The sequence below is a fragment of the Flavobacterium sp. UBA4197 genome, assembly GCF_002379575.1.
Lineage (GTDB): Bacteria > Bacteroidota > Bacteroidia > Flavobacteriales > Flavobacteriaceae > Flavobacterium > Flavobacterium inviolabile.
On record NZ_DFUB01000001.1, the window covers coordinates 36,204 to 59,379 of the forward strand.

Sequence of the window (23,176 nt, forward strand, 5' to 3'; positions counted from 1 at the left end):
TGATAAAAAATAAAAAAATGCAAGTAAATATACATCCTTCCTGGGGAAATGTACTCGCTTCTGAGTTTGATAAGCCATATTTCGAAAAATTAATCGCCTTCGTAAAGAACGAATATTTGCAATTTAAATGTTATCCGAAAGGAAGCCGTATTTTTTCAGCTTTCGACCATTGTCCTTTCGATAATGTAAAAGTCGTTATCATTGGTCAGGATCCGTATCACGGACCCAATCAGGCAAACGGACTTTGCTTTTCGGTGAACGATGGTATTTCTTTCCCGCCGTCGCTGCAAAACATTTTCAAGGAAATTGAAAGTGATCTGGGCATCGGCACTCCGAAAACCGGAAACCTGGAACGCTGGGCAGACCAGGGTGTGCTGCTTTTAAACGCAACTTTAACCGTAAAAGAAAGCCTGGCAGGCAGCCATCAGAATCAGGGATGGGAAGAATTTACCGATGCTGTGATTCAGAAAATTTCCGATGAAAAAGAAGACGTTGTTTTCTTACTTTGGGGCGGATTCGCCAAGAAAAAAGGTGCCAAAATAAACCGGAACCGTCACTTTGTGCTGGAAACCGGACATCCTTCGCCATTGAGTGCGAACAGGGGATTATGGTTTGGAAACCGTCATTTTTCGAAAGCCAACGCCTTTCTGAAAGGAAAAGGAAAACCGGAAATTAACTGGTAATCAATTAAAGGTAAGCTCACCCAGAATTTCTTCCGACATAAACGGACCACCCGGATATTTGGCCGTATAATCAAGATTCAGCCAGATCTGACCGCGTTCGTCTATGTGGTAATTAATGTCTTTGCCTTTACTTTCCTCTTTAAAAAGAACCTCTTTGATCAGGTAAATCACGTTTTCAAGATCGGCTTTGGTACCAATGAGCATTTCCGGATACAAATGGCCTCCGGTATGGATCACTCTTGGCGTACCGCCAATGGCGCGTATCAATGCCGACATCAGGATGGCGTGGTCATCACAATCGCCGGAAAAGTGTTGCAGCGATTCACTGGCCGAAGCGATGTATTCCCGGCCTTTCGGATCGTTAACATAATTCCATCGTTTTTTAACCTCGGCAAAAACGGCAAAACACTGAATGATCTGGCGGTATTCCCGGAATCCTTTTACATCCTGAAAATGCAGGGTAGTGGCTTTTAAGGCAAAATTACGGACTTTAGGATTCGTATAATCTACAGCATCTATAATCTTGGATTTGTTGGGAAACGGCAGTAATTTAGAGATAATGATATCCTGCGGATTGGCATCTTCCGACATGGTGTAGATCATGGCACGATAATCTTCAAAAACGGAATTAAAACCGTAACCGCCAAATAAAGTCCCCCAGATCAAAGCCAGCAGGTACAGGAAAATACAGATAATGATAACCGTTTTGAGCAGGCGGAGTGCCAGCTGAACCAGTACCAGTATCACCACAAACAGCAATACTCTGTCGATATGTAAAAACCATTCCGGATCAATTAAATTCTGATGGGCAATAATAAAAATCGGAATGGTTATTAAGATATTCAGTAAAAAAATGACAATATTATCCCATGGCTTTGGCAAAGAAAGCTTTTCTTTTACTTTTTTTAAATTTGTTGCCGTGGGTGAAGTCATTTTAGCGTCAATAAAACTGTAAAATTATTTTACAACCATTTCATAACCAATTTTCGTACTGATAATGCCCAGATCGAATAATTGAGACTGTACTTTTTCGAACGTTTTTTTATCGAATTGTTTTTGTGACCATTGTGTCAGTTTCAGCCATTCCTGTATGTCTTCCGTTTTTTGATTAAAGCGGCTTGCCAGTGTCCGGTCAATACTCGGAATTTCTTTAAACTCACGGGTAGTTGTATTGATAATTTCCAGAATCTGGTCGATTACATGTTTGTCTTTTTCCAGAACTTCATTGCGCACGGCAATAACAAAGCAGGGCCATGGCGTCGGGCAATCGGCGATTCTTCGGAAGGTACCGTTATCGACAAGTGGCTTTGTCATAAAACGTTCCCACATAAAATAATCTGCAGTACCGTTTGTCAGGGCTTCTACCGCACCGTCAATGGTATTGACAATTTCAAAGGAAAGGGCATCGGTATTCCAGCCTTCGTTTTTAGCGTTTACGATAGCCATTAAATGCGAGCCCGAACCCATACGGCTGATGGCTGCTTTTTTTTGTTCTAAATCGGATAAGTGGTTGTAAGGAGCATTTGCGGCAACGTGAATACCCCAGATCAAAGGCGACTGCACATAGGTTTGCACGATACTGCTCGGATTGCCTCCGGCTATATCTTTTACAATTCCTTCCGTTAATAGTATCGCTATATCTGTTTGATTATCACGAAGCATCTGGCATAGCTTTCCGGTTCCTTCCGGAACATCAACCCATTGTAAGTCAATATCTACTTCGTTAAATTCGCCGTTTTCAATGCACAAATGCCAGGGTAAATTAAAATGCTCCGGCACTCCAGCAATTCGAATTGTTTTCATGTGAAAAAATTAATTGCTAAGATAGTAAGAGAAAATAGATTTTTAAGACAAGAAGGGGTTAAAAATAAACATTCCCCGTATAATAAATAAGATTTACTACCGGGGAAAGTTTTTCGCAAATAAACAAAGAAAACAACACAAATGTTATTGTTTTTAATAGGTTACGAGACAATTTTGCTTCATGGAGCCTGTTTCGGTATATCTGGTGTGAAAAAGAAATGATTCTTCCAGCAGGTGCGGGGTGTGGCCGCCTCTAAGGCAGGCTCTTTCAAAATAATCCTGCAGCTGGTCACGGTATTCCGGGTGTGCGCAGTTTTGAATGATTACCCGGGCTCTTTCTCTTGGAGCCAGGCCTCTCAAATCGGCTAATCCCTGTTCGGTTACCAGAATGTCCACATCGTGTTCCGTATGGTCCACATGCGAAACCATTGGCAGTACATGGGAAATGGCATTGAATTCTTTAGATGAGGACTGGGTTACAAAAATGCTCAGGTAGGCATTTCGGGCAAAATCGCCGGAACCGCCAATACCGTTCATCATTTTTGTTCCCGATATATGGGTGGAGTTTACATTACCGTAAATATCAAATTCAATGGCCGTATTAATCGCGATGATGCCCAGGCGGCGGATCACTTCGGCGGCATTGCTGATGTTTTGAGGACGTAAGATGATCTTGTCTTTGTAGTTGTCAAAATGCTTCAGTATATGCTTGTAGCAGTCTTCGGAAACGGTAATGGACGATGCCGAGGCAAAGGTCATTTTGCCGGTATCGATCAATTCGAAAGTACTGTCCTGAAGCACTTCGGAATACATAACCAGGTTTTCGAAGTTTCCTTTGGCAAGTCCCGACATTACAGCGTTGGCAACTTTTCCGATTCCGGCTTGTAACGGCATTAGCGAATTGGTTAAACGTCCGTTTTGAATTTCTTTTTCAAAAAAGGCCAGTAAATGATTGGCTATAGCGGTGGTTTTTACATCGGGAGCGGCGGTTTGTGCCGGGCTGTCCGGAATTTCCGTAAAAACAATTCCAACTACTTTTTCCGGGTTGATCGCAATCACATCAGAACCGATTCGTTCGTCGGAAGTAGTGATGTGGATCGGATTGCGGTGCGGATAGGCATCGGGAATAAAAATATCGTGTATTCCTTTAAATTCAAAAGGGATGGAGGTATTGATCTCAATAATGATCTGATCGGCTAAATGTGCAAAAGTGGCCGAGTTGCCAACGGAAGTAGTGGGAATGATATTTCCGTTTTCGTCAATATAAGCTGCTTCAATAATAGCGAAATCCAGCTTCGGAAGGTGTTTGTTTTCCAGTAATTCAGCAGTTTCGCTAAGATGCTGGTCAATAAAAAGAATGTCGCCGCTGTTGATTTTCCCCCGCATTACCGGATCTACCTGGAAAGGCATTCTTTTATAAAGGGCGTTGCTTCGGGCCAAATCGGCATCGGTAGTGTGTCCTAAAGAAGCGCCGGTAATCAGGGTAATGCCGATGTTTTCATGTTCTGCCCGAAGGGCAAAGGCGGGAAGTACCGCTTTGCTGTCGCCGGCTTTGGTGAATCCGCTGGAGCCAATAACCATTTTGTCTTTGAAAAAACCGGCGGCCTGATGTGCGGATATCACTTTGTCTTTGTAATTTTGAAATCGAATTCTATCTGAGTTCATAAATTGATATTTTGATAAAAAATAAAACCAAAAAATAAAGTTTTAATAACAAAAGCTTTTTATTAATTTTAATATTATTGGTTTAGATTACAATTTTAGAGAAATAATATAGCAGCTTATTATTGTTATAAGCCAAAAACATATTCATTTCAGACACTATGGAGCAAAACAATCTGGTCATTGAAAAATACTATACCAAAGATGTCGATACCGATAAGAGCAGTATTTACTGCCATCATGATTTGATGGGCGAATTGCTCATTCCAACGCACCGGCACGAAAAAGCACAGCTGTTGTATACGGAAGGCGGGATTGTATATGTGACCACCGAAACCAAAACCTATTTTCTTCCGGCACGCCATTTTATGTGGATACCGAACAATATCAGGCACAGTATTCATCCCAGTTCGGAAAATGTAATGATGCGGAATCTGTATTTTCCGATAGATAAGAATGAACATTCCTTTTATAATAATGAAGGAATTTACCCGGTAAATGATTTGCTATTGCAAATGATGCTTTTTACAAACCGGTGGAATGGCAATCTGAAAAAAGGCAGCCGGAATTTTGTGATAGCAAAAGCCATTAAAGCGATCTTGCCGGAAATATGTGAAACCAATCTGCCGCTGGCATTACCTTCGGCAAAAGACAAAAGGCTGATTAAAATTGTATCCTATCTGGATGAAAATTTAGACGAAACCATCTTTTTTTCGGATCTGGCAGCAAAATTCGGATTCAGTGAGCGTTCCTTATACCGCCTGTTTCAAAAAGACCTCGGCATGTCGTTTATCCAATTTTTTACAATCCGAAGAATGCTAAAAGCAATTGAGTTGCTTTTGGAAAAAAGACTTCCGGTAAACGAAGTGGCGCAGGCGGTTGGTTACAACAGTATCCCGACTTTCAGCAATACTTTTTATAAGCTGTTGGGGCAGCGTCCGTCCGATTATCTAAACGGTGTTGAAATTCTAAAAAAAAGCCAGCAAAGTTAATTGCCGGCTTTTTTATTGGTGTATTCAAACCAGATGCATTCATCCCCGTCATCCGAGAAAAATTCGGTATGCGACGGTTCCAGCTTTTGAAGAATAGCCCGCGATCCGGTATTGCCAATCATGGCATAAGCATAAATTTTATCCAGCTGCATGGTGTTGAATCCGTAGTTCAGACAGGCTGTTGCCGATTCCAGGCCATAGCCTTTTCGCCAATGTTCTTTAATAATGCGATAACCCAGATCGTAGAATTGAACATGCTGATTGAGAGGCTCGGTAATCAGTTTTAAACCTGTCCAGCCGATAAACTCATTGGTATCTTTTAAAACCATTGCCCAGCGGCCAATGCCATTCGTCTGATATTGGGTTCGGATATACGCAATGGCATTTTGGGCTTCTTCCAGTGTTTTTATGGGTTTTTTGCCTAAAAATTCATGCACGTCAGGATCGGAATCCAAACGGAAAATACCGGCAGCATCCTCAGGAACTAACTCCCGGATGTACAATCTTTCGGTTTCAATTATTGGCTTCATTTTTTATTGCTTTAAGATGGTGTTCCAGATGTACAACATAATCGGTCATTAAAAAACGGAGATCCCGCTGCTGATTATCCGGTAATAATAGCGGATAAGCGAGGGTGTCTTCTGTCTGATTGAGCATCACAAAGGCAATCTGCCTGTTTAGCTGTACCCAAAGCAGCAGTAAATCGGAACTGTCTTTTTCCTGATAGCGATTTGCTTTTACCAGTTCATCCGGATTGTATGGCCTTACGGAATATGGTTTCTCCAGGTACTGAATTTCTGTAAAACGCTGTAGGTTATTAATAGCCGAATCAATCAAATGGCCTAAAATTTCTTTTTTAGACCATTTGGTACCGGAAATTTTACGATCGAAATCAACAAGCTGTTTACGGTGAAATAAATCCTCAATCTCCTGAATATTCTTTTGCAGCTTCGCGGCAACGGTGTTCATTTATTCTGCCAGTTTGTTCAGGGTGTATAGGATGAGCTCATCCACCGCTTTATACGGATCTTCACTAAAAGTTCCGTTGGCTCTGTTGGCAATAATGGCATTTAGCGATAAGGCTTCGTGACCCAGTAAGCGGGCTAAGCCGTAAATTGCTCCGGTTTCCATTTCAAGATTGGTCATTCGGGTGCCGTTATAGTTAAAGCTGTCCATTTTGGCATTCAGCTGTTCGTCCTGGATCGGTAAGCGCAGTACGCGCCCCTGCGGGCCGTAAAAACCACCTGCCGTCCCGGTAAAGCCTTTGTGGATCTGGCTGCTTTCTACTTTTTTTGATAGCGCAGCACTTCCTTTTACAACATAAGGTCTTCCTTTTCTCAGATCCCAGTCGGTATGTTTGATAAAAGCCTCTTCAATTTCTTTTTCGGAAATGGTGTCTATAATATAGGAGCGAAGCATATTGTCCAGTCCTAAACCGTATTCCGACATTACAAAACTGTCTACCGGAATATCAGCCTGTAAGGAACCGGAAGTCCCGATGCGGATAATATTAAGGGAAGTCAGCTGTTTTTTAATCGTACGGGTTTCCAGGTCAATATTAACCAGGGCATCCAGTTCATTCATAACAATATCGATATTGTCGGGACCGATTCCTGTAGACATTACTGTTAATCGTTTGCCTTTGTAGGTACCGGTTTCGGTTTTGAATTCTCTTTTTTGAGTCGAAAATTCAACGGTATCAAAATGTTTGGTGATTTTAGAGACCCGGTTCTGGTCTCCCACAAATATAATATCTGTAGCGATGTTTTCCGGTTTAAGGTTTAAGTGGTAAACACTACCGTCCGGATTCAGGATTAATTCTGATGATTCAATTGTTGTCATTCGTTTTAATTTTATTAACCGCCTACGCGTTTTACTTTATAGCCTTCTTTTACAAGGAAATCCATGATTTTATCACGGAAATTACCCTGAATGATGATTTCTCCGTCTTTGGCAGCCCCGCCCACACCACACAGTGTTTTTAATTGCTTGGCCAATGTTTTTAAATCGTCTTCACTACCTGCAAACCCTTTGATGATGGTTGCTGTTTTACCGCCTCTGTTTTTTTTATCCAGATGGGCTTCCAGTTGTTGTTTGTCAGGCGCTAATGTTTCTTCCTGTTCCTGCTCGTCATGGAACTCAAAATCTTTATTGGTGGAAAATACAAATCCGCCAAGGTCTTCTAAACTGCTTATTTTCTTTGCCATAAAAAAATTATAGAGGTGATGCTAAGCCGGTATAACCGTTTGCATCACCGATATTGTAAAACATAAAAGACATTAAGTATCGAACTTAATGTCTTTTACAATACTATAAAAATAGCGATTATTTTTTAATTAACCCTAAATCTACCAAACGTTCGTATAAGAAATCACCGGCGGTAATATCGTCATAGCGTTTCGGATTTTCGGCATCAATGCAGTTTTCCAGGCAGTCCAAAGGCATTTCGCTTATCGGGTGCATAAAAAACGGGATCGAATAGCGGGAAGTTCCCCATAATTCTCTTGGCGGGTTCACCACCTGGTGAATAGTGGATTTCAGTTTGTTATTCGTGTGACGGGATAACATATCGCCCACATTAATAACCAGTTCATCATCCTGGGCAATGGCATCAATCCATTCGCCGTTGTGATTCTGAACCTGTAATCCTTTCCCTTGTGCTCCCATTAATAAGGTAATCAGGTTGATATCGCCATGTGCTGCTGCACGAACGGCATTTTCCGGTTCTGACGTGATAGGAGGATAGTGAATAGGTCTTAAAATACTGTTTCCGTTTTTGATGTAATTATCAAAATAGAACTCGTCAAGCCCTAAGTATAAAGCCAGTGCTCTTAACACGTATACACCTGTTTTTTCAAGCATCTGATAGGCTTCTTTACCTACAGTATTAAATTTCGGAAGCTCATCCACAACTACATTAGCAGGATATTCCGCTTCTAATTTCGGGTCATTTTCAACGTATTGGCCAAAGTGCCAAAACTCTTTTAAATCGCCTTCTTTTCTGCCTTTGGCATGTTCTTTTCCAAAAGAAACATAGCCACGCTGTCCACCAATACCCGGAATTTCGTACTTTTCTTTAACCTCAAGAGGCTGGCTGAAAAAGTTACGAACTTCCCCATAAAGTTCATCAACTAATCGGTCATCTAAAAAATGACCTTTTAATGCTACGAAGCCGATGTCTTCGTAGGCTTTTCCGATTTCATTTACAAATTTTTGTTTACGTACCGGGTCACCCGATAGGAAATCACGCAAGTCAACACTGGGAATGTTTTGCATCTTGAAAAATTTTGTTAATAACTTTTTGGTCGTGAAACCATTATAAAACAAAAGTAAATAATAATTTTTAGATAAAATTCATAAAGTTATTAACAATCGGATCCGCTGTAAAAGTATTCCGGAAACACGGTAAATTTTGGGAAAATATTTTGATAACAAATAAATGTGTGACTGTTATTTTTTTATACTTTTGGGAGCGTTTAATCAAAGCAAAACAACATGAATTTTGATAAAAAAAATCTAAGTGACGACAAATTATTAGATTTATATAAAAAATTAATAAAACCAAGATTGATAGAGGAAAAAATGCTGATTCTGATCCGCCAGGGAAAAGTATCAAAATGGTTTTCCGGAATAGGACAGGAAGCAATTTCTGTTGGTATTACCTCGGTTTTGGACAAAGACGAATACATACTGCCGATGCACCGTAATTTAGGTGTGTTTACAACAAGAGAAATCCCTTTATACCGTTTATTTTCACAATGGCAGGGTAAAGCCGATGGTTTTACCAAAGGACGTGACCGTTCTTTCCATTTTGGAACACAGGAATACAAGATTATCGGAATGATTTCCCATTTGGGACCACAATTAGGGGTTGCCGATGGTATTGCTTTGGCGAACAAATTAAAGAAAAACGGAAAAGTTACAGCGGTATTTACCGGTGAAGGAGCAACTTCTGAAGGTGATTTTCACGAAGCTTTAAATATTGCTGCCGTTTGGGACTTACCGGTATTGTTTGTTATTGAAAATAACGGCTACGGTTTGTCTACACCAACAAATGAACAATACCGTTGCGAGAACCTTGCCGATAAAGGCGTGGGTTACGGAATGGAAAGCCATATTATTGACGGTAATAACATACTGGAAGTTTATACCAAAATAGACGAACTGGTAGCTTCGATGCGCACCAACCCGCGTCCGGTTTTACTGGAATTCAAAACATTCCGTATGCGCGGACACGAAGAGGCGAGCGGTACAAAATATGTTCCGCAGGAATTAATGGACATGTGGGCAATTAAAGATCCGGTTGATAATTTCAGAAAATACCTGACAGAGTTAGGAGTACTGACGCCGGATTTGGATGAAGCATACCGTGCGGAAATCAAAAAAGAAATAGACGAACACTGGGCTAAAGTTCAGAAAGAACCTGAAATTGAAGCAAGTCTGAGCGAGGAATTGAACGATGTTTACAGACCGTATGCGTTTGAAGCGTTCGACCATTCCGATGCGGTAGAGAATATCCGTGTGGTAGATGCTATTTCGCAGGGACTAAAACAATCAATGGAGCGTCATGATAACCTGGTTATTATGGGGCAGGATATAGCCGAATACGGTGGAGCCTTTAAAATAACGGATGGCTTTGTAGCGCAATTCGGGAAAGACCGCGTACGCAATACGCCAATCTGCGAAAGTGCTGTTGTTTCAGCCGGAATGGGATTGTCGATTAACGGACATAAAGCGGTTGTGGAAATGCAGTTTGCCGATTTCGTTTCTACAGGATTCAACCCGATTGTAAACTACCTGGCAAAAGTGCATTACAGATGGCAGGAAAATGCCGATGTGGTGGTACGTATGCCTTGCGGCGGCGGAACACAGGCAGGTCCTTTCCATTCGCAGACAAATGAAGCCTGGTTTACCAAAACACCGGGATTAAAAGTGGTTTATCCGGCATTTCCTTATGATGCTAAAGGCTTACTGAATACAGCGATTAACGACCCGAATCCGGTAATGTTTTTTGAGCACAAACAATTGTACAGAAGTGTTTACCAGGATGTGCCTAAAGATTATTACACCATTCCGTTTGGAAAGGCTTCTTTAATAAAAGAAGGCGATCAGGTAACGATCATTTCTTTTGGAGCCGGAGTACACTGGGCCTTGGAAACATTATCGAAACATCCGGAAATTAAAGCGGATTTAATCGATTTGCGTACGTTACAACCGCTGGATACGGAAACAATCTACCAGTCGGCTAAGAAAACCGGTAAAGTGATTATTTTACAGGAAGATTCACTGTTTGGCGGAATTGCAAGTGATGTTTCTGCGATGATTATGGAAAACTGTTTTGAATATCTTGACGGTCCTGTAAAACGCGTGGGAAGTCTGGAAAGTGCTATTCCTTTTGTAAAAGCACTGGAAGATCAATATTTGCCAAAACAACGTTTTGAAAAAGACTTATTGGAATTAATAGCCTATTAACAGGTAAAGTATTATAATTATAAAGCCTCATTTTAATGGGGCTTTTTTTATGGTCTGAAAATAACTTTGATAGCAGTGTAATTATTTTTTTGTTAATGCAAACAAGATGTAGGTTTTGTTTGTAATTTTATGTGAAAATTAAATGTATTTTTAATATAACTGTTAAATTTAATATTAATTGTAAAACGTAATTGTATGAAAAAAGTAATTTATCTTAGTTTGGCATTATTGGTTTCATTAGGTGTTTTTGCCCAGGAAACAGCAGCAAAAAAAGCCGCCAAAAAAACCGATACGGAAATGGCTAAAGCAAAGAAAAATGCGGCTGATGCAAAAAAAGAAGCTAAGGACGATACCAAAGCGGTAAAAGACAAAACAGCTAAAGCCGTAAAAGATACTAAAAAGGATGCTACAGCAGTAAAGGATAAAACAGACAAAGCTGTAAAAGACACTAAAGCGGAAGCAAAAGAAGTGGCTAAAAAAGCAGAGAAAAAAATGGATAAAGCAGTAGCCGATACCAAAGAAAAAGCTGCCACAGCGAAAAAAGACGTTAAGAGTAAAGCGGTAACAACCAAAGCAGCTGTTACAGAAGACAAGGTAACCGGTACCTATAACGGTAAAAAAGTATATACTGGACCAAGAGGCGGTAAATATTACATTAACGATAACGGAAATAAAACATATATAAAATAATCGAAATCAGACAGATAAAAAAGCCATACGGAAGTATGGCTTTTTTTAATACTTTTTTAGGAAAACTGTAAGGATTTTTTTTTAATTTAGTTAATATATGTGAGTATTATTTAAATGAAATGAATTTATGGATGCAAATTTTGAAATAGTTGACAAAGAACTAATAGAGGCCTTATCATTCCCGGAAAGTGATGTTTTAGATGATGATAAAGCAGCCATTACAAGAAGAATGGAAGATTTGAACAGAGCTTTAACCTTAGGTAATTTAGAGCATCTGAAAATTAAGATTTACTTTGAGGATAATGTTTCTAAAAAAATGGTGGAAACTACTATTTGGGGTGTAACGGATGAACGTATTATTTTGAAGCAAGGAGTCGTAATCCCTGTAAGAAGAATTTACAAAACAATATAGTATTACCCTTATATTATGGCACTAGAGTAGTCAATAAAAAAAGAAGTTTTTTAAGCTTCTTTTTTTATTGTAAAAACTATCGAGATTGTATATAAACAAATTATAAGATAACTTTTTTCATACAAACACTACTCTCTATACCTTCATATTGTCCGAAATTCGGGATAATATGATAACCGGATCTTTCATAAAGGCGAATGGCTTCAGGTTGTTTTTTTCCGGTTTCTAAAATGCATTCGGAAAAAAATAATTCAGTAGCCCATCGTTCTAATTCCTTTAGAATTTCACCGGCAATTCCTTGACCACGAAAATCAGGATGAACATACATTCGTTTAATCTCAGTAATATCGTCAGAATACTGCTTTATAGCACCGCAACCAACAATTTTGTCTTCTTTGTACGCTAAAACGACATGTTTAATTTTGTCGATTTTATTAAACTGAGCAAAAAACAAATGCTCCTTCCCATCTCTTATTTTAAGGTCCTGGTCAAGTAACACAACAAGATTTTTAAAATCATTATTGTTTGAAGTCGTTCTAATTAAAACTGGCATAATTTAAATTATTTGGTCAGAATTTTAAAAAGACGTGAGGCTTGGTAAAGATACGAATGTTTACCAAAAAGGAATATATTTTATTTATTTACTTTCTAATAATGTATTATAAATTTAAAAAAAAGTTAAAAAAATAGTATTTTAAGTCAAATAAACACATTTTACGGGGTGTAAAATGTAAGAAATATGCGAATATTTATAGTGATTTTCACTTTATGTGAATTTTTTCAAATAAAAGGATTTCTTCTTTTAAATAGCCTGTACTTTTATAAATAATGTTATTTATTTGACTGCTGTAGCATCAATTTCAATCTGCATTTCCGTGAGTGCCAGTCTGGGAACGGGAATCAGCGTGTTTACCGGGAATTTTTTATCGGTCCATATCTTTGCCGATTCTTCAATAAGGATTTGGTGTTTCTTCTCATCATAGTCAACGACAAGCGTGGTCAGTTTTACAATATTTTTAAGGCTTAATCCTTTCGATTGCAATGCCAGTTCCAGGTTTTTAAAGGATTGCTGTACCTGCTTGCGGAAATCATGGCTAATAACGCCCTCTTTAGTATGGCCGCCCTGTCCGGCAACAAAAACCTGCACACTGTTTGCAGGAACTACGGCAACGTGGGAATACCCGTGTATCGTTGGGTCATAAAGGGTTTCGGGATTGGATATTTCCTGAGAAAAGCTGTTGTGCAGACTCAGCGATAGAAAAATCGGGGTCAGTATTCCGGGTTTCATGATAACTTTTTTAGAATTAGAAAACAAAATTCGGTATAAAAATTAGCGGGAATGTTTACATATGTTGATGTTTTACAGCCTATAATTCCGTAAAGAAGAGGATGTAAGAATAAAATCATTTTAATTTTCCGGAAAGCTCTTCTAATGATTTCCAGTCTTCCCGGAGGATCTTTGCATAATCGTTGTACAGCGTGGCCAGCCATAACAGCTTTAATTTTTCTTCATCAATGTTATAGAGGTACATCTTGAGGGGCAGCGAAGAATACCGCATTTCATCCAGTTCTTTATTTTCAAAAATAACAAGGCCGGATATACTGGCAGCAATGGCCCATCGTTTATTGTAAATAGTAACTTTAAATTCTGCATTTTCCCGGTCTATAGCATACTTTTCGCTCTTTAATTCGTCAATCAGCAAGGTCATGATATCGTTGATGGTATAGGGGCCGACAGCGCCAAAATCATGATAGTTGGATTGGTAAAACGCCATGGGTACCGGCTCCAAAAGCGCCTTCTCGGCACTGTCAAAAGCGTGTTTTCCCGTTTTGGACAGAATAGTGTTTTCGATAATCGGGATAATATGGTTTAGCTTGAGGGTTTTGTTATCCGGTTCATAATAATTAATAATAATATTGAAGCTGTTGGTCAGTAAATTGCGGATAATGCCCACAAAGTAATTATTCGTGGTATGATGCTGTCCCACCACCTGATAGGTCCTGCCGTTGTAATTTTTGATTAAATAACGACACAAAACCAGCTGACCGTCCGCTGCGATAGTGTGGGAATTCTCGCCGGATTGCTTTAGAAAATTAAAAATAACATCAAACCGCTTGGTGATCGTTACAGGAAAGCCGGAGTAGTTGGGATTATAATCGGGATGCAGTAACGAAAGACCGTTTTTGATCCGGGATATTATTTTAGATACATTTTTCAATGCCATCGGCGCGTTGAAAAGAGTAGCATGAAGGATGTTTTTCAGGTAATGGGTATCGGGAAAGCTATAGTATTTTAAAAGGACTTTGTTGTTTTCTTCAACGACGATTTTTGAAAATTTGATCATTCCGTTTCCAATTAGCGCGGCTACATACAAATCGGAAGTATAAACGGTCATTTCTTCTGAAAGTAGGCATTTTGCGGCCAGTTTGCCATTTACATAAAAGGAACCTTTATACCCCAGGCCGATAAAAAATTCACAATTGAGATTCCCTTGTATATAGTGTGTCTGGCTGTCCAGCAAGATGTTTTTGGTATTCAGGTTGCCCAATACGATTAACGGCTTTGTATAGCAAAAATCGTCAGATAGGATATAGGAAGCCACATTCAGATCTTTAAGGAAAATAAAGCCCAGGATATTCAGTTCGTCTTGATAATCCGATAGAATCTCTTTAAAATTCAGATAGCTGAGATGGACATTTTTTTCGGCAAGTATAAACACATCCGGAACAACACTGTCTTTGCGGATCGGAAATTGCAACGAATCGGAGAGCTCATACAATTTACCGGAATAATCGGCATTCATAATATTTTCCAGATACCGTTGTGCCTGTCCCGGATCGATCAGCCGCAATTTGTTTCCCTGGATAGAAACATAATTGTTCTTTAAAACCGGTTTGGATATGGGAATCGTATTCCCGTGCTGCGCGGCAGCTTTTTGCAGGTATAGGTCGTTTTCGGCCGTAATGCAGACTTCCATAGCCTGCCATAATTCCAGTGCTTTTTTCAGATAATCAGTTTCAAAGAAATCAATTGCCCGCGACTCGGATTCTATACCGTTATGATGCTGTAACTGCAGGCTGATGGTTTTGTCTTGTAGCTGCGTTGTTTCATATACAAAAAGAAAGGAATACCGTTTCGGGTTGTTGTGCAGCTCCGTAATGGTAATGGTACTTTTGCTCCCGTTATCGGTACAGAAGCAGTCAAACTGAAAAGAAAGATTGCTGCCGGTAATTGTTTTTTTGCAGTTTGATATAAAAGGACCGGAAGCATTAAATACAACGGGAAGGGAGCAGTAATGGGCTATTTTTTCAACAGTGATCTTTCGGGAAATGATAGTACGCCAGTAGGAAATGATTTCCGGGGTGAGGGTATCCCTGTGTGCCAGTTCCCGGATCAGTTTCGGCCAGTATTGGTTTAAAAAACGGATTATACTTTCCGGCGGAACACTGTTCATTTCATTCCAGACCGTACTGTTTACAGTCTTATAGGTATATGTTATTCTGGAAGTGGTCCAGAACAGGTACTTTCTTTTCTGAATGGAAATAAACAAGCTAAAATCGCCGCTTTTGTTGATATAAATGCTTTTGGATTTATGGATCACAAAATATGCCGTATCAAGATATAAACTATAGGTTTCTTTGGTGGCAAACAATGGAAAGTCAAACAATTCTTCCAGTTTTTCCAGGGGTAATAATGTCGTTATTTTCATAGGCAATCATTTTAAAAAAGCATTCCGTAAAATAGGCAACAGGTACAGGATGTGTAGTCGTAAAGACAAATAAAATAAAGATTTACAGAAAATGCTAAAAAAGAACTACTCATAGCTACACAGAACAGCAAAATGCAGTTTTTGAGTAACTATGAGTAGTAATAATGGGTAATCGAAACGATTTGGGTACTATAAATAATCGTGTTCTCTGTTTAAATCGGTAATCAGCAGCGGATTGGTTTCCTTTGCTTTATTGATCAGTTCTTTGGGGGTATATTGCCCGTCGAGAATTTTTTGATATTCGGTTTCGGTAATGCCGACCATCTGTAAGAACTGAAGCTTTCCGTATAGGGTGTCAATCTCACCAAGTTCCGGATCCATAACAAAAAGCAATGCTTTAATCTTGGTGTCGCTGTCCAGCCGGATACTGCTGTTAAGCGGTATATAATGATACGGTTCAAACCAGCGTTCACTTTCATAGACATAACGTGCCAGATTTTGCATTACATTACCGGCATAAAAAGGGAGTTCTTTGTCCAGATGATATGGAAAGGTACGGTAAGTGAGTTCAAATCCCCATTTGCTGAATTCGCCACCAAGGGCTTTTTCATCGTAGTACAGGTTGGAAAAACCATAACTGACCGCGTGATAATGGGGTAAATGGGTGTCACTATGATAATAACTGATGCCGTCTAAAGGGTCATTGCCGCCCAACATATATTTGATCATTGGAGCGTAGTGACTGGGTTCCTGCTCCGGATAAAACGATTCTAATTTGCTGTCAATTTCCATCCATCCGACAGCATCTTCCTCAGAAAATTTTTGCCTGAATTCTTCTAATGTCATAGTGTGTTCTTTTTAGCTGTTATTACTTTAAAACCGACAGCATGAGACTAAGGCATGTAGTACTGTATAGGAATGGATTTCTCAGTACTGCCGGTTTTTTTTAAATTATCAGCTTTCAAATTACTAAGTAAAAATGAATGAAAATAATGTTTTAACAGTATCTTTAGATTTCAAAGAATACCGTCTTTAGTTTCTGAAAAGAAAACTCAAAAAACACAAAATGACAAAGTATACTGCTTTAAAAATGACAGGCAGTATTGATAAACAGCTTAAAAATAGACAGTCAAAAAGTGTTAGGGGTATTTCATTGCTCCTGAACAACTGTTCTGACTGTCCGGCATTCATGGTATATAAAAAAGCACATTATATGTAAAAAAAAACAGGCGTATAAAATTCAAATCGACACTGAAAATCCGGGTAAATAACAAATCCGGAAATTGTTGTTTCGAATTGTTGAAACAAATTAAAAACATAGTCTGAAGAAAAACTAATATTTTACTACGCACATCTACGCACGTGGCTAATTATGTATTAATGCGTATTAAAAAACAAAAAATGAGGTGTAAAAAGGGCAGAAAAGTAATGGATTTATCGAAAAATAGTATCCAATAAGTCCTGATGCAGAGAAAGTATGTATCTTTAATTGAGTGATAAAAACAGAATATCGGTATGAATAAGCATATCTTATCCGGATTAAACCTGCAGGATATTATCGCCGGCTTATCAATTGCCGGACTTTTACTGCCCGAAGCCGTTGCCTACTCCGGATTGGCGAATATGCCGCCGCAGTCGGGTATCATAGCCCTTTTTGCCGGTTTATTGTGTTATGCGCTGTTTGGAACAAGCCGTTTTGCCATTGTTTCGGCAACCTCTTCATCGGCTGTAGTAATGGCAGCTGCTTTAGCCGCTTACGGAAGTAATGCTTCCAGCCTCACTTTTGCCATTGGTTTGGTATTCATTACCGGGCTGTTTTTCTTAATCGCATCATTGATTCGTATCGGTACAATCACCGATTTTATAGCAAAGCCGGTATTAAGAGGCTTTACATTCGGTTTGGTTATTACGATAATTGTCAAACAATGGAGTGGTATAACCGGAATTAACACATCACATTCCAATTTTTTCCGGTATTTGCCCGATGTTTTTTTACAGTATAAAGAATGGAATTACTGGAGCATCTTAACAGCCGTTATCGCCTTATTGCTGTTAACGGTCTTTTCCCGGATTAAATATTTTCCCGGCGGTCTGGTCGTCATCGGATTAAGTATTATCATCGGGAAGGGGATTGACTTTCCGGCTTATGGGATAGCAAATGTAGGAACGATTCACTTAAAACCGGAGCTGCCGGATTTACCGGAGCTGTCCTATAATGACTGGCTGCGCCTGGTAGAACTGGGACTGGCTTTGGTAATGGTCTTATATTCGGAATCTTACGGATCAATCAGGAGTTTTGCCCTGAAACATGGCGATAGCATACAGCCCAACAGGGATTTATGGGTATTGGGTGTGTCCAATATCGTTTCGGCTTTATTTCACGGCATGCCGGTGGGCGCCGGATATTCTGCAACTTCTGCCAATGAAGCCGCCGGGGCAACATCAAAAACAGCCGGTATGGTTGCTGCCATAACACTACTCCTTATTATTGTCGGGATGTTACCGCTCATCGGATATACACCTCAGCCCGTTCTGGCGGCGATTGTTATTCATGCTGTGGGACATAACCTGAATCCTGCCGTATTAAAACCGTATTTTGTATGGAAAAGAGACCGTTTTCTGCTTGTCTTTTCCATTATGAGTGTTCTTTTATTAGGCGTATTGGACGGCTTGTTAGTAGCTATCGGAACCAGCGTGATTTTATTGCTGAAACAGTTTTCAGAATCCACCATATCTATTTTAGGACGTCTGGACAACAGCCACGATTTTGTGGATATTAAAAAACATCCCGTTGCACTTCCCGTTGCCGGGATTCTGATTCTCCGACCGGATCAGCCTTTGTTTTTTGCAAATACCGAACGCATACTGAATCAGGCGAGAGCGCTGATAATAGCCGACAGGAACAGTATTCATACCGTTATTATCAGCCTGGAAGAATCCCCGGATCTGGACGGTACGGCTCTGGAAACGATAAAAGATTTCTGGGAATTCATGACAAAAGAAGAAAAGAAACTCGTTTTAACACGCCTTAAAGATCCGGTTTACCGGGTGCTGAGCCAGTTGCTCTCACCGGAATATCCAACGGTTTTCTTAAGCTTTCTGAGTGTTGACGATGCCGTAAATATTGCCGGAAAAAGCTATAAATAAGAATAATCCGATTGAGTTTTAAAAAATATTCAGGAAGAAAACCGTAAATTTGAAAGATGAAGTACGTCTTTTTGTTAATCGCCATCTTCTTTGAAGTGATTGCGACCAGTGCGCTCAAATCATCCGAACAGTTTACAAAATTATGGCCGTCGCTGATTGCTGTTGCTGGGTATGCTTTTGCCTTTTATTTCCTGTCGTTAACCTTAAAAACAATCCCCATCGGAATAGCCTATGCGATCTGGTCCGGATTGGGAATCGTGTTAATATCGGCAATAGGGTATTTCGCGTATAAGCAAACACTGGATTTTCCGGCGCTGATCGGGATTATCTTTATTATTATCGGTGTCCTGATTATCAACCTGTTTTCAAAAAGTGTTTCCCACTAAAATTACAGCACCAGTTCGGTAAACAGGCGTTCGATTGTTCCCTCCAGGTTGCCGCAAAAACCGGGATGCGGTCTTGACGTTTGTATAACGGAACTTCTCACGGCAGTTAACCAGCGAAAACGGGAAGGGATATCCATTTGCGCAATAGGGCCACCGTCTTTATCACCACGGGCAATTTTTTCAAAAGATTCCATATTCAGGCGCAGCTGATCCACATCCAGATCGTCAGCAAACAATCTGAGCTTTTCTTCATCAATGGTATACAATACTTTGATGAATTTAGCGCCTTTTGAAAATAAAATAATGCCGACATTCAAAAATTCTTCACGCTCAACCCTCGGCAAAACGCGAATCACAGCATATTCATATAAGTGTTTCTCTTGCATTTTGAGCTTCTTTTATAAAAATTTCGGAATGACTTTTTCGTAATAATAAAAACTGAACATATACTTCTCTTAAATCTTCCGGACTGTCCCGGTTATCATCCCATAATAACCATTCGTCCGGTATTAAAGCAACTATTTCGCGGATCTTTTCCTCGGTTAACAGAGCTTTGTATGCGGTGTCTACGGTTTCCAGTAACGTTGCCTTTGGCAGTAGAACATGATCTTTTATCAGTGCAAAAGGGCTTTTGGCATGATGCTCCCAGTTGTTCCAGGAATGATGAAAATAGAAAGAAGCACCATGATCGATTAACCATAACTCTTTGTGCCAGATTAGCATATTCGTATTTCGGAAAGTCCGGTCAACATTAGTGATAAAAGCATCCAGCCACACAATCTGTGACGCCAGTTCGGCATCAACATCTGTAACCACCGGATCGAAAGTAATGGCACCCGATAAGAAATGCAGCGCCAGATTCAATCCCTGGCTGAACTGTAACAGGTCCTGGATTTCTTCATCGGCTTCGGTACGCCCGAAAGCCTCATCCAGATTGGCAAATACAATTTCGGGCAGGCGAAGCCCCAAAGCACGGGCAATTTCACCGCCAAGCAGTTCTGCTATCAGTGCTTTCGTACCGTGGCCGGCACCTTTAAATTTCAGAACGTATTTAAAATCATCATCAGCTTCTGCCAGGGCCGGGAGAGAACCTCCTTCCCGAAGCGGAGTGATATATCGTGTTACATTTACTGTTCGTAGTTTCATGGATGCATTGAATTTTTAATTTCAACAGCTACAAATGTACTATTCCGGATTTAATTGGAACGATTTGAAGCTGCAAAATCTAAAGGCAGGACGGAAATAAATTCCGGAACCGGCCGGAGATCTGGATTAGCGGTTTTGAGAATTTTTCCGGTATGCTTTTGGCGATAACTGATGCCGGCCGGAGAAAACTTTATTAAAGTGGCTCACATCGTTAAAGGCTAAGGTATTGGCTATTTCCGTTATGCTGCTGTCACTTTGTTTTAAAAGGCGTTCGGCTATTTTTAGTTTGGACTGTATCAGAAACTGCTGCAGGGATTCTCCGGTATGTTTTTTAAAAAATTCACTGACATAAGTGGGAGACAGGCCAAAAACCACGGCCAGATTTTCAATACTGGTTTTCTCTTTATCGGTAAGATGTTCCCGCAGATAAGCCAGGATAGCGTGGATTTTATCCCCGGTAGCGGTGGTGATTTTTTTGCCGGCGTCGTCTCTGATAATGCTGTTCCGGTTGATAATAAGCAGCATGGCGCTGAATAGATCCAGTAAAATAAGCCTGTTGGATAATTTGTTTTCCCGGTATTCCTGCTGCATTAGCCGTAACAATACAAACATTTTACTGCGGTCGCTTTCCTCGCCGATAATTTCCTGCCCCATAAAATTAAAATGCTGCAGGGCGGTCTTCATTCTCTTTTGCCAGACGGCATCGGCACGCTCCTGTAATAAGATCTCTGTGAACTTGATATAAGAAAACAATGTGGTTTCTTCAATGATAAACTCATGCTCATCATCCGGCGTCATCAAAAAGCACGATTGTGGATCGTAGGGCGCAGTGATTCCGTTAACAATGTGCAGACCGGAACCTTTTTCTATAAAGATCAATTCAAAGAAATTGTGCTTGTGCAGCGGATATTCCCATTTTTCCCCGACATGGCTTCAGGAATAAGGAGCAGCTTATGGACAGCGTGATAACAACAATAAAGAAAGAATCTTCTCTTTTTGATGTTGATAATTAGCATGTTGTGGTTTTATATATAAGAAAAATAATATATTTGAAATGTAAAATAACCGGCAACCACATGAAGCAGCTATTACTCGTTTTGGGAATCATCCCGTTTTTTTCATTGGCACAGCAAAACCCGCAGTTACAATGGGGAACAAGTGGCGGAAGTGCAGACGGCGGACAGATTTCGCTGACGGAACGCGTGGAAGAAATGGATACGGATGCCGAAGGGAATGTCTATTTGTTTTCTCCGGTTTTTCGGAACAATATCAAATTCGGGGAAGCGGCACCGGGTGACGGGCATGATGCGTTGCACACCGATATACTTTTCGGAAGCCTTAACTGTAACGGCGAACACCGGTGGAGTAAAATAATTGGCGGAACAGCCGGCGATCAGGCCAAAACGCTGCGCGTTTCAAAACAGGGAAAAGTCTACCTTACCGGTATGGTGAACAGAAACGGCTATGCAGTTGATTTTGGTAATGATCTGCAACTGCCGGCAGCCGGATTTCAAACCTTGTTCCTGAGCCAGTATGAAACAAACGGTACAATGAACTGGACAAAAATGATACAGTCGGATACCGTTTCCGGATGGTCCTATAGCCGTACGGCCATTATTGATATGGATCTGGATGAACAGGGTAATGTTTACCTGTTTTCGCTGTTTCCGCCGGGCAGTAAGCTGGCAGAAAGTAATATTAAGATTCCGGACGGCAGCGGGGAAAATAAAATATATGTACTCCAATACAATACGGCAGGTGTGTTGCAGCAGGTACAGCAACTGGATATTAATTTTTCTGGAAACGACCAGGCATTTATTGTATACGGTATGCATTTCAGACGGCATCCGCTCACCGGGAATTATTATGTGAACGGAAGCCTTGTTCCACCGCAAACGGGCGTTGGCAACGATGTTTTGTATTTAGGGAATCAATTGGTCAGTTCGAAAATGTATGTTGGCTGTTTTAGCCAGTCGGGGCAATACCTCTGGCACAAACAGAGCGATCTGTCTGGTGTTATGAATAATACGATGACGCAGTCTCCGGTTAATATAGATGAGGATGGCAATCTTTATTTTTTTGGTCAGGGATCGTTAGGAGATAGTTTTAACGGTTTTATTTTTGAAAACCCTTTGGGGCTTAATTTTACGAATGTTGCCAATTTTGTCATGAAAATGGATGCCTCAGGTAACCGTTTGTGGGCAAAAAGCGGCTATTCGATGCCGGTTAATTTTACACAAACCGGAACGGTCAATCACAATAAAGTGGCAATAGGCGGCTATTTTGCAACCGAAATGCATTGGGATAACGAATCCATCAGCAGTACGGGGCAGGATGGCTGGTTTGCGATCCTGAATAAAAATACCGGAACACTGGAAAAACTGGGTAGGGTGGAAGGAACGGGATTCTACGACGGGATTACAGCAATGCGCTTCTATAAAAAGGACTTGTTTTTGGGCGGTTATTTCGCGAATGAACTGCTGATAGGCAATCAGACCATCAATAATTTAGGTGGTTCTTCCGATTTTTTTGTTGCCAAATACGGCTACGACTGTGATTGTCCTCTGCCAACTGCTTCCTTTACCCAGCAGACAACCGCACAGCAGGTTGCTTTTACAAACCTTTCCGATACATCGGTTCTCAGCCAGGAATGGGATTTCGGAGACGGACAAACCGGTACCGGGATTCATCCGGTACACCACTATGCCGCTAATGGTACCTATACGGTTTGTCTGGAAACGACCAACAATTGCGGAACGGATACGACCTGTAAAACCGTTACGATAGGACCACTTTCGGCAACCGACTGGAACAGCATTTTCCCGAATATAAAAGTGTATCCTAATCCTGTAAAAGATACCTTTTATATGGATAACGCCAGTCCGGGCATGGTACTATCCTGCTATACCCTGACCGGGCAGAAAATCATGCAGCACACGTTATCAAGCGGACAATACCGCTGGGATACGTCCGGTCTGGCTTCCGGTGTGTATATCATAAACCTGCAGCATACTGATGGCAGTAGCGCCCAACAGAAATTATTGAAATTATAGCCATTAAAAAAACGCACAAC

The 23,176-nt window shown here is 40.4% G+C and carries 24 protein-coding genes and 1 pseudogene; 9 read left to right on the plus strand and 16 right to left on the minus strand.

All coding sequences use genetic code 11. The features are described 5' to 3' along the window. Positions 1–17: 17 nt before the first annotated feature. A complete protein-coding gene (locus B3394_RS00170) occupies positions 18–683 on the plus strand; it encodes a uracil-DNA glycosylase (protein WP_286911788.1) in 666 nt (221 codons plus the stop codon). Here the strand turns inward: B3394_RS00170 and B3394_RS00175 are convergent, their stop codons facing one another. From B3394_RS00175 to B3394_RS00185, 3 genes are all read right to left on the minus strand, one after another. Next, positions 684–1,616 (minus strand): transglutaminase-like domain-containing protein, encoded by a 933-nt coding sequence (locus B3394_RS00175; protein WP_177734794.1) that lies wholly within the window; start codon positions 1,614–1,616, stop codon positions 684–686. It abuts the gene before it with no gap. 24 nt (positions 1,617–1,640) lie between these two features. Beyond that, positions 1,641–2,486: a substrate-binding domain-containing protein gene (locus B3394_RS00180; RefSeq protein ID WP_177734793.1), complete on the minus strand. Its 846-nt coding sequence runs from the start codon at positions 2,484–2,486 to the stop codon at positions 1,641–1,643. Between the two features lie 153 nt (positions 2,487–2,639). Then, positions 2,640–4,151, minus strand: coding sequence for a succinate CoA transferase (locus B3394_RS00185; RefSeq protein WP_286911789.1), 1,512 nt, complete (start codon positions 4,149–4,151; stop codon positions 2,640–2,642). 158 nt (positions 4,152–4,309) lie between these two features. On the opposite strand from B3394_RS00185, the gene B3394_RS00190 reads away from it, so the two are divergent. Next, complete coding sequence (locus tag B3394_RS00190; protein ID WP_286911790.1) at positions 4,310–5,140, plus strand: helix-turn-helix domain-containing protein; 831 nt, start codon at positions 4,310–4,312, stop codon at positions 5,138–5,140. On the opposite strand, the gene B3394_RS00195 is transcribed toward B3394_RS00190, so the two are convergent. The 5 genes from B3394_RS00195 to B3394_RS00215 all read right to left on the minus strand — a co-directional run bounded on the left by B3394_RS00195 (position 5,137) and on the right by B3394_RS00215 (position 8,416). Next, a complete protein-coding gene (locus tag B3394_RS00195) occupies positions 5,137–5,670 on the minus strand; it encodes a GNAT family N-acetyltransferase (protein ID WP_273246350.1) in 534 nt (177 codons plus the stop codon). The two genes, B3394_RS00190 and B3394_RS00195, sit on opposite strands and share 4 nt — an antisense overlap. Beyond that, entirely contained in the window at positions 5,654–6,109 is a 456-nt protein-coding gene (locus B3394_RS00200; protein ID WP_286911791.1) for a DinB family protein, read from the minus strand. The genes B3394_RS00195 and B3394_RS00200 overlap by 17 nt, the downstream gene beginning before the upstream one ends. Continuing rightward, positions 6,110–6,982, minus strand: coding sequence for a nucleoside phosphorylase (locus tag B3394_RS00205; protein ID WP_177734788.1), 873 nt, complete (start codon positions 6,980–6,982; stop codon positions 6,110–6,112). A gap of 14 nt (positions 6,983–6,996) precedes the next feature. Next, positions 6,997–7,347 carry a translation initiation factor gene (locus B3394_RS00210; RefSeq protein ID WP_177734786.1) on the minus strand — a complete coding sequence of 117 codons (351 nt, stop codon included), beginning with the start codon at positions 7,345–7,347 and terminating at the stop codon, positions 6,997–6,999. A 118-nt stretch (positions 7,348–7,465) separates the two neighbouring features. After that, a complete protein-coding gene (locus tag B3394_RS00215) occupies positions 7,466–8,416 on the minus strand; it encodes an isopenicillin N synthase family dioxygenase (RefSeq protein ID WP_177734784.1) in 951 nt (316 codons plus the stop codon). A 219-nt stretch (positions 8,417–8,635) separates the two neighbouring features. Between B3394_RS00215 and B3394_RS00220 the strand changes: the two genes are divergently transcribed. The 3 genes from B3394_RS00220 to B3394_RS00230 all read left to right on the plus strand — a co-directional run bounded on the left by B3394_RS00220 (position 8,636) and on the right by B3394_RS00230 (position 11,714). Next, positions 8,636–10,612 (plus strand): alpha-ketoacid dehydrogenase subunit alpha/beta, encoded by a 1,977-nt coding sequence (locus tag B3394_RS00220; RefSeq protein ID WP_273246348.1) that lies wholly within the window; start codon positions 8,636–8,638, stop codon positions 10,610–10,612. Between the two features lie 195 nt (positions 10,613–10,807). Further along, positions 10,808–11,302, plus strand: coding sequence for a hypothetical protein (locus tag B3394_RS00225; RefSeq protein ID WP_286911792.1), 495 nt, complete (start codon positions 10,808–10,810; stop codon positions 11,300–11,302). Positions 11,303–11,429: 127 nt separating this feature from the next. Beyond that, positions 11,430–11,714, plus strand: coding sequence for a hypothetical protein (locus B3394_RS00230; RefSeq protein ID WP_273246346.1), 285 nt, complete (start codon positions 11,430–11,432; stop codon positions 11,712–11,714). Positions 11,715–11,814: 100 nt separating this feature from the next. Here the strand turns inward: B3394_RS00230 and B3394_RS00235 are convergent, their stop codons facing one another. From B3394_RS00235 to B3394_RS00250, 4 genes are all read right to left on the minus strand, one after another. Continuing rightward, complete coding sequence (locus B3394_RS00235) at positions 11,815–12,267, minus strand: GNAT family N-acetyltransferase (protein ID WP_177734780.1); 453 nt, start codon at positions 12,265–12,267, stop codon at positions 11,815–11,817. Between the two features lie 282 nt (positions 12,268–12,549). Next, positions 12,550–13,002, minus strand: a complete 453-nt coding sequence (locus B3394_RS00240) for a RidA family protein (protein ID WP_177734779.1) — start codon at positions 13,000–13,002, stop codon at positions 12,550–12,552. Positions 13,003–13,117: 115 nt separating this feature from the next. Next, a complete protein-coding gene (locus B3394_RS00245) occupies positions 13,118–15,424 on the minus strand; it encodes a hypothetical protein (protein WP_286911793.1) in 2,307 nt (768 codons plus the stop codon). 189 nt (positions 15,425–15,613) lie between these two features. Then, the gene (locus B3394_RS00250; RefSeq protein WP_177734777.1) at positions 15,614–16,270 is read right to left on the minus strand and encodes a suppressor of fused domain protein; all 657 of its coding nucleotides are present in this window, start codon (positions 16,268–16,270) and stop codon (positions 15,614–15,616) included. Between the two features lie 220 nt (positions 16,271–16,490). Between B3394_RS00250 and B3394_RS00255 the strand changes: the two genes are divergently transcribed. The 3 genes from B3394_RS00255 to B3394_RS00265 all read left to right on the plus strand — a co-directional run bounded on the left by B3394_RS00255 (position 16,491) and on the right by B3394_RS00265 (position 18,957). Then, a complete protein-coding gene (locus B3394_RS00255) occupies positions 16,491–16,643 on the plus strand; it encodes a hypothetical protein (protein WP_273246342.1) in 153 nt (50 codons plus the stop codon). Between the two features lie 296 nt (positions 16,644–16,939). Next, on the plus strand, positions 16,940–18,571 hold the full coding sequence (locus B3394_RS00260) for a SulP family inorganic anion transporter (protein WP_286911794.1): 1,632 nt from the start codon (positions 16,940–16,942) through the stop codon (positions 18,569–18,571). Between the two features lie 56 nt (positions 18,572–18,627). Next, on the plus strand, positions 18,628–18,957 hold the full coding sequence (locus B3394_RS00265) for a DMT family transporter (RefSeq protein ID WP_286911795.1): 330 nt from the start codon (positions 18,628–18,630) through the stop codon (positions 18,955–18,957). Between the two features lie 2 nt (positions 18,958–18,959). Here B3394_RS00265 and B3394_RS00270 read toward each other — a convergent pair whose 3' ends face one another. From B3394_RS00270 to B3394_RS00285, 4 genes and pseudogenes are all read right to left on the minus strand, one after another. Beyond that, complete coding sequence (locus B3394_RS00270; protein WP_177734774.1) at positions 18,960–19,343, minus strand: DUF3037 domain-containing protein; 384 nt, start codon at positions 19,341–19,343, stop codon at positions 18,960–18,962. After that, positions 19,321–20,103, minus strand: coding sequence for a HipA family kinase (locus B3394_RS00275; protein WP_177734773.1), 783 nt, complete (start codon positions 20,101–20,103; stop codon positions 19,321–19,323). Before B3394_RS00275 ends, B3394_RS00270 begins: the two co-directional genes overlap by 23 nt. A 126-nt stretch (positions 20,104–20,229) precedes the next feature. Then, on the minus strand, positions 20,230–20,787 hold the full coding sequence (locus B3394_RS00280) for an AraC family transcriptional regulator (protein WP_349677584.1): 558 nt from the start codon (positions 20,785–20,787) through the stop codon (positions 20,230–20,232). Positions 20,788–20,847: 60 nt separating this feature from the next. Next, positions 20,848–21,009, minus strand: a pseudogene (locus B3394_RS00285) (AraC family ligand binding domain-containing protein); the annotation flags it as partial. Positions 21,010–21,179: 170 nt separating this feature from the next. Between B3394_RS00285 and B3394_RS00290 the strand changes: the two are divergent. Continuing rightward, on the plus strand, positions 21,180–23,156 hold the full coding sequence (locus B3394_RS00290; RefSeq protein ID WP_286911796.1) for a PKD domain-containing protein: 1,977 nt from the start codon (positions 21,180–21,182) through the stop codon (positions 23,154–23,156). The last annotated feature ends 20 nt before the right edge of the window (positions 23,157–23,176 follow it).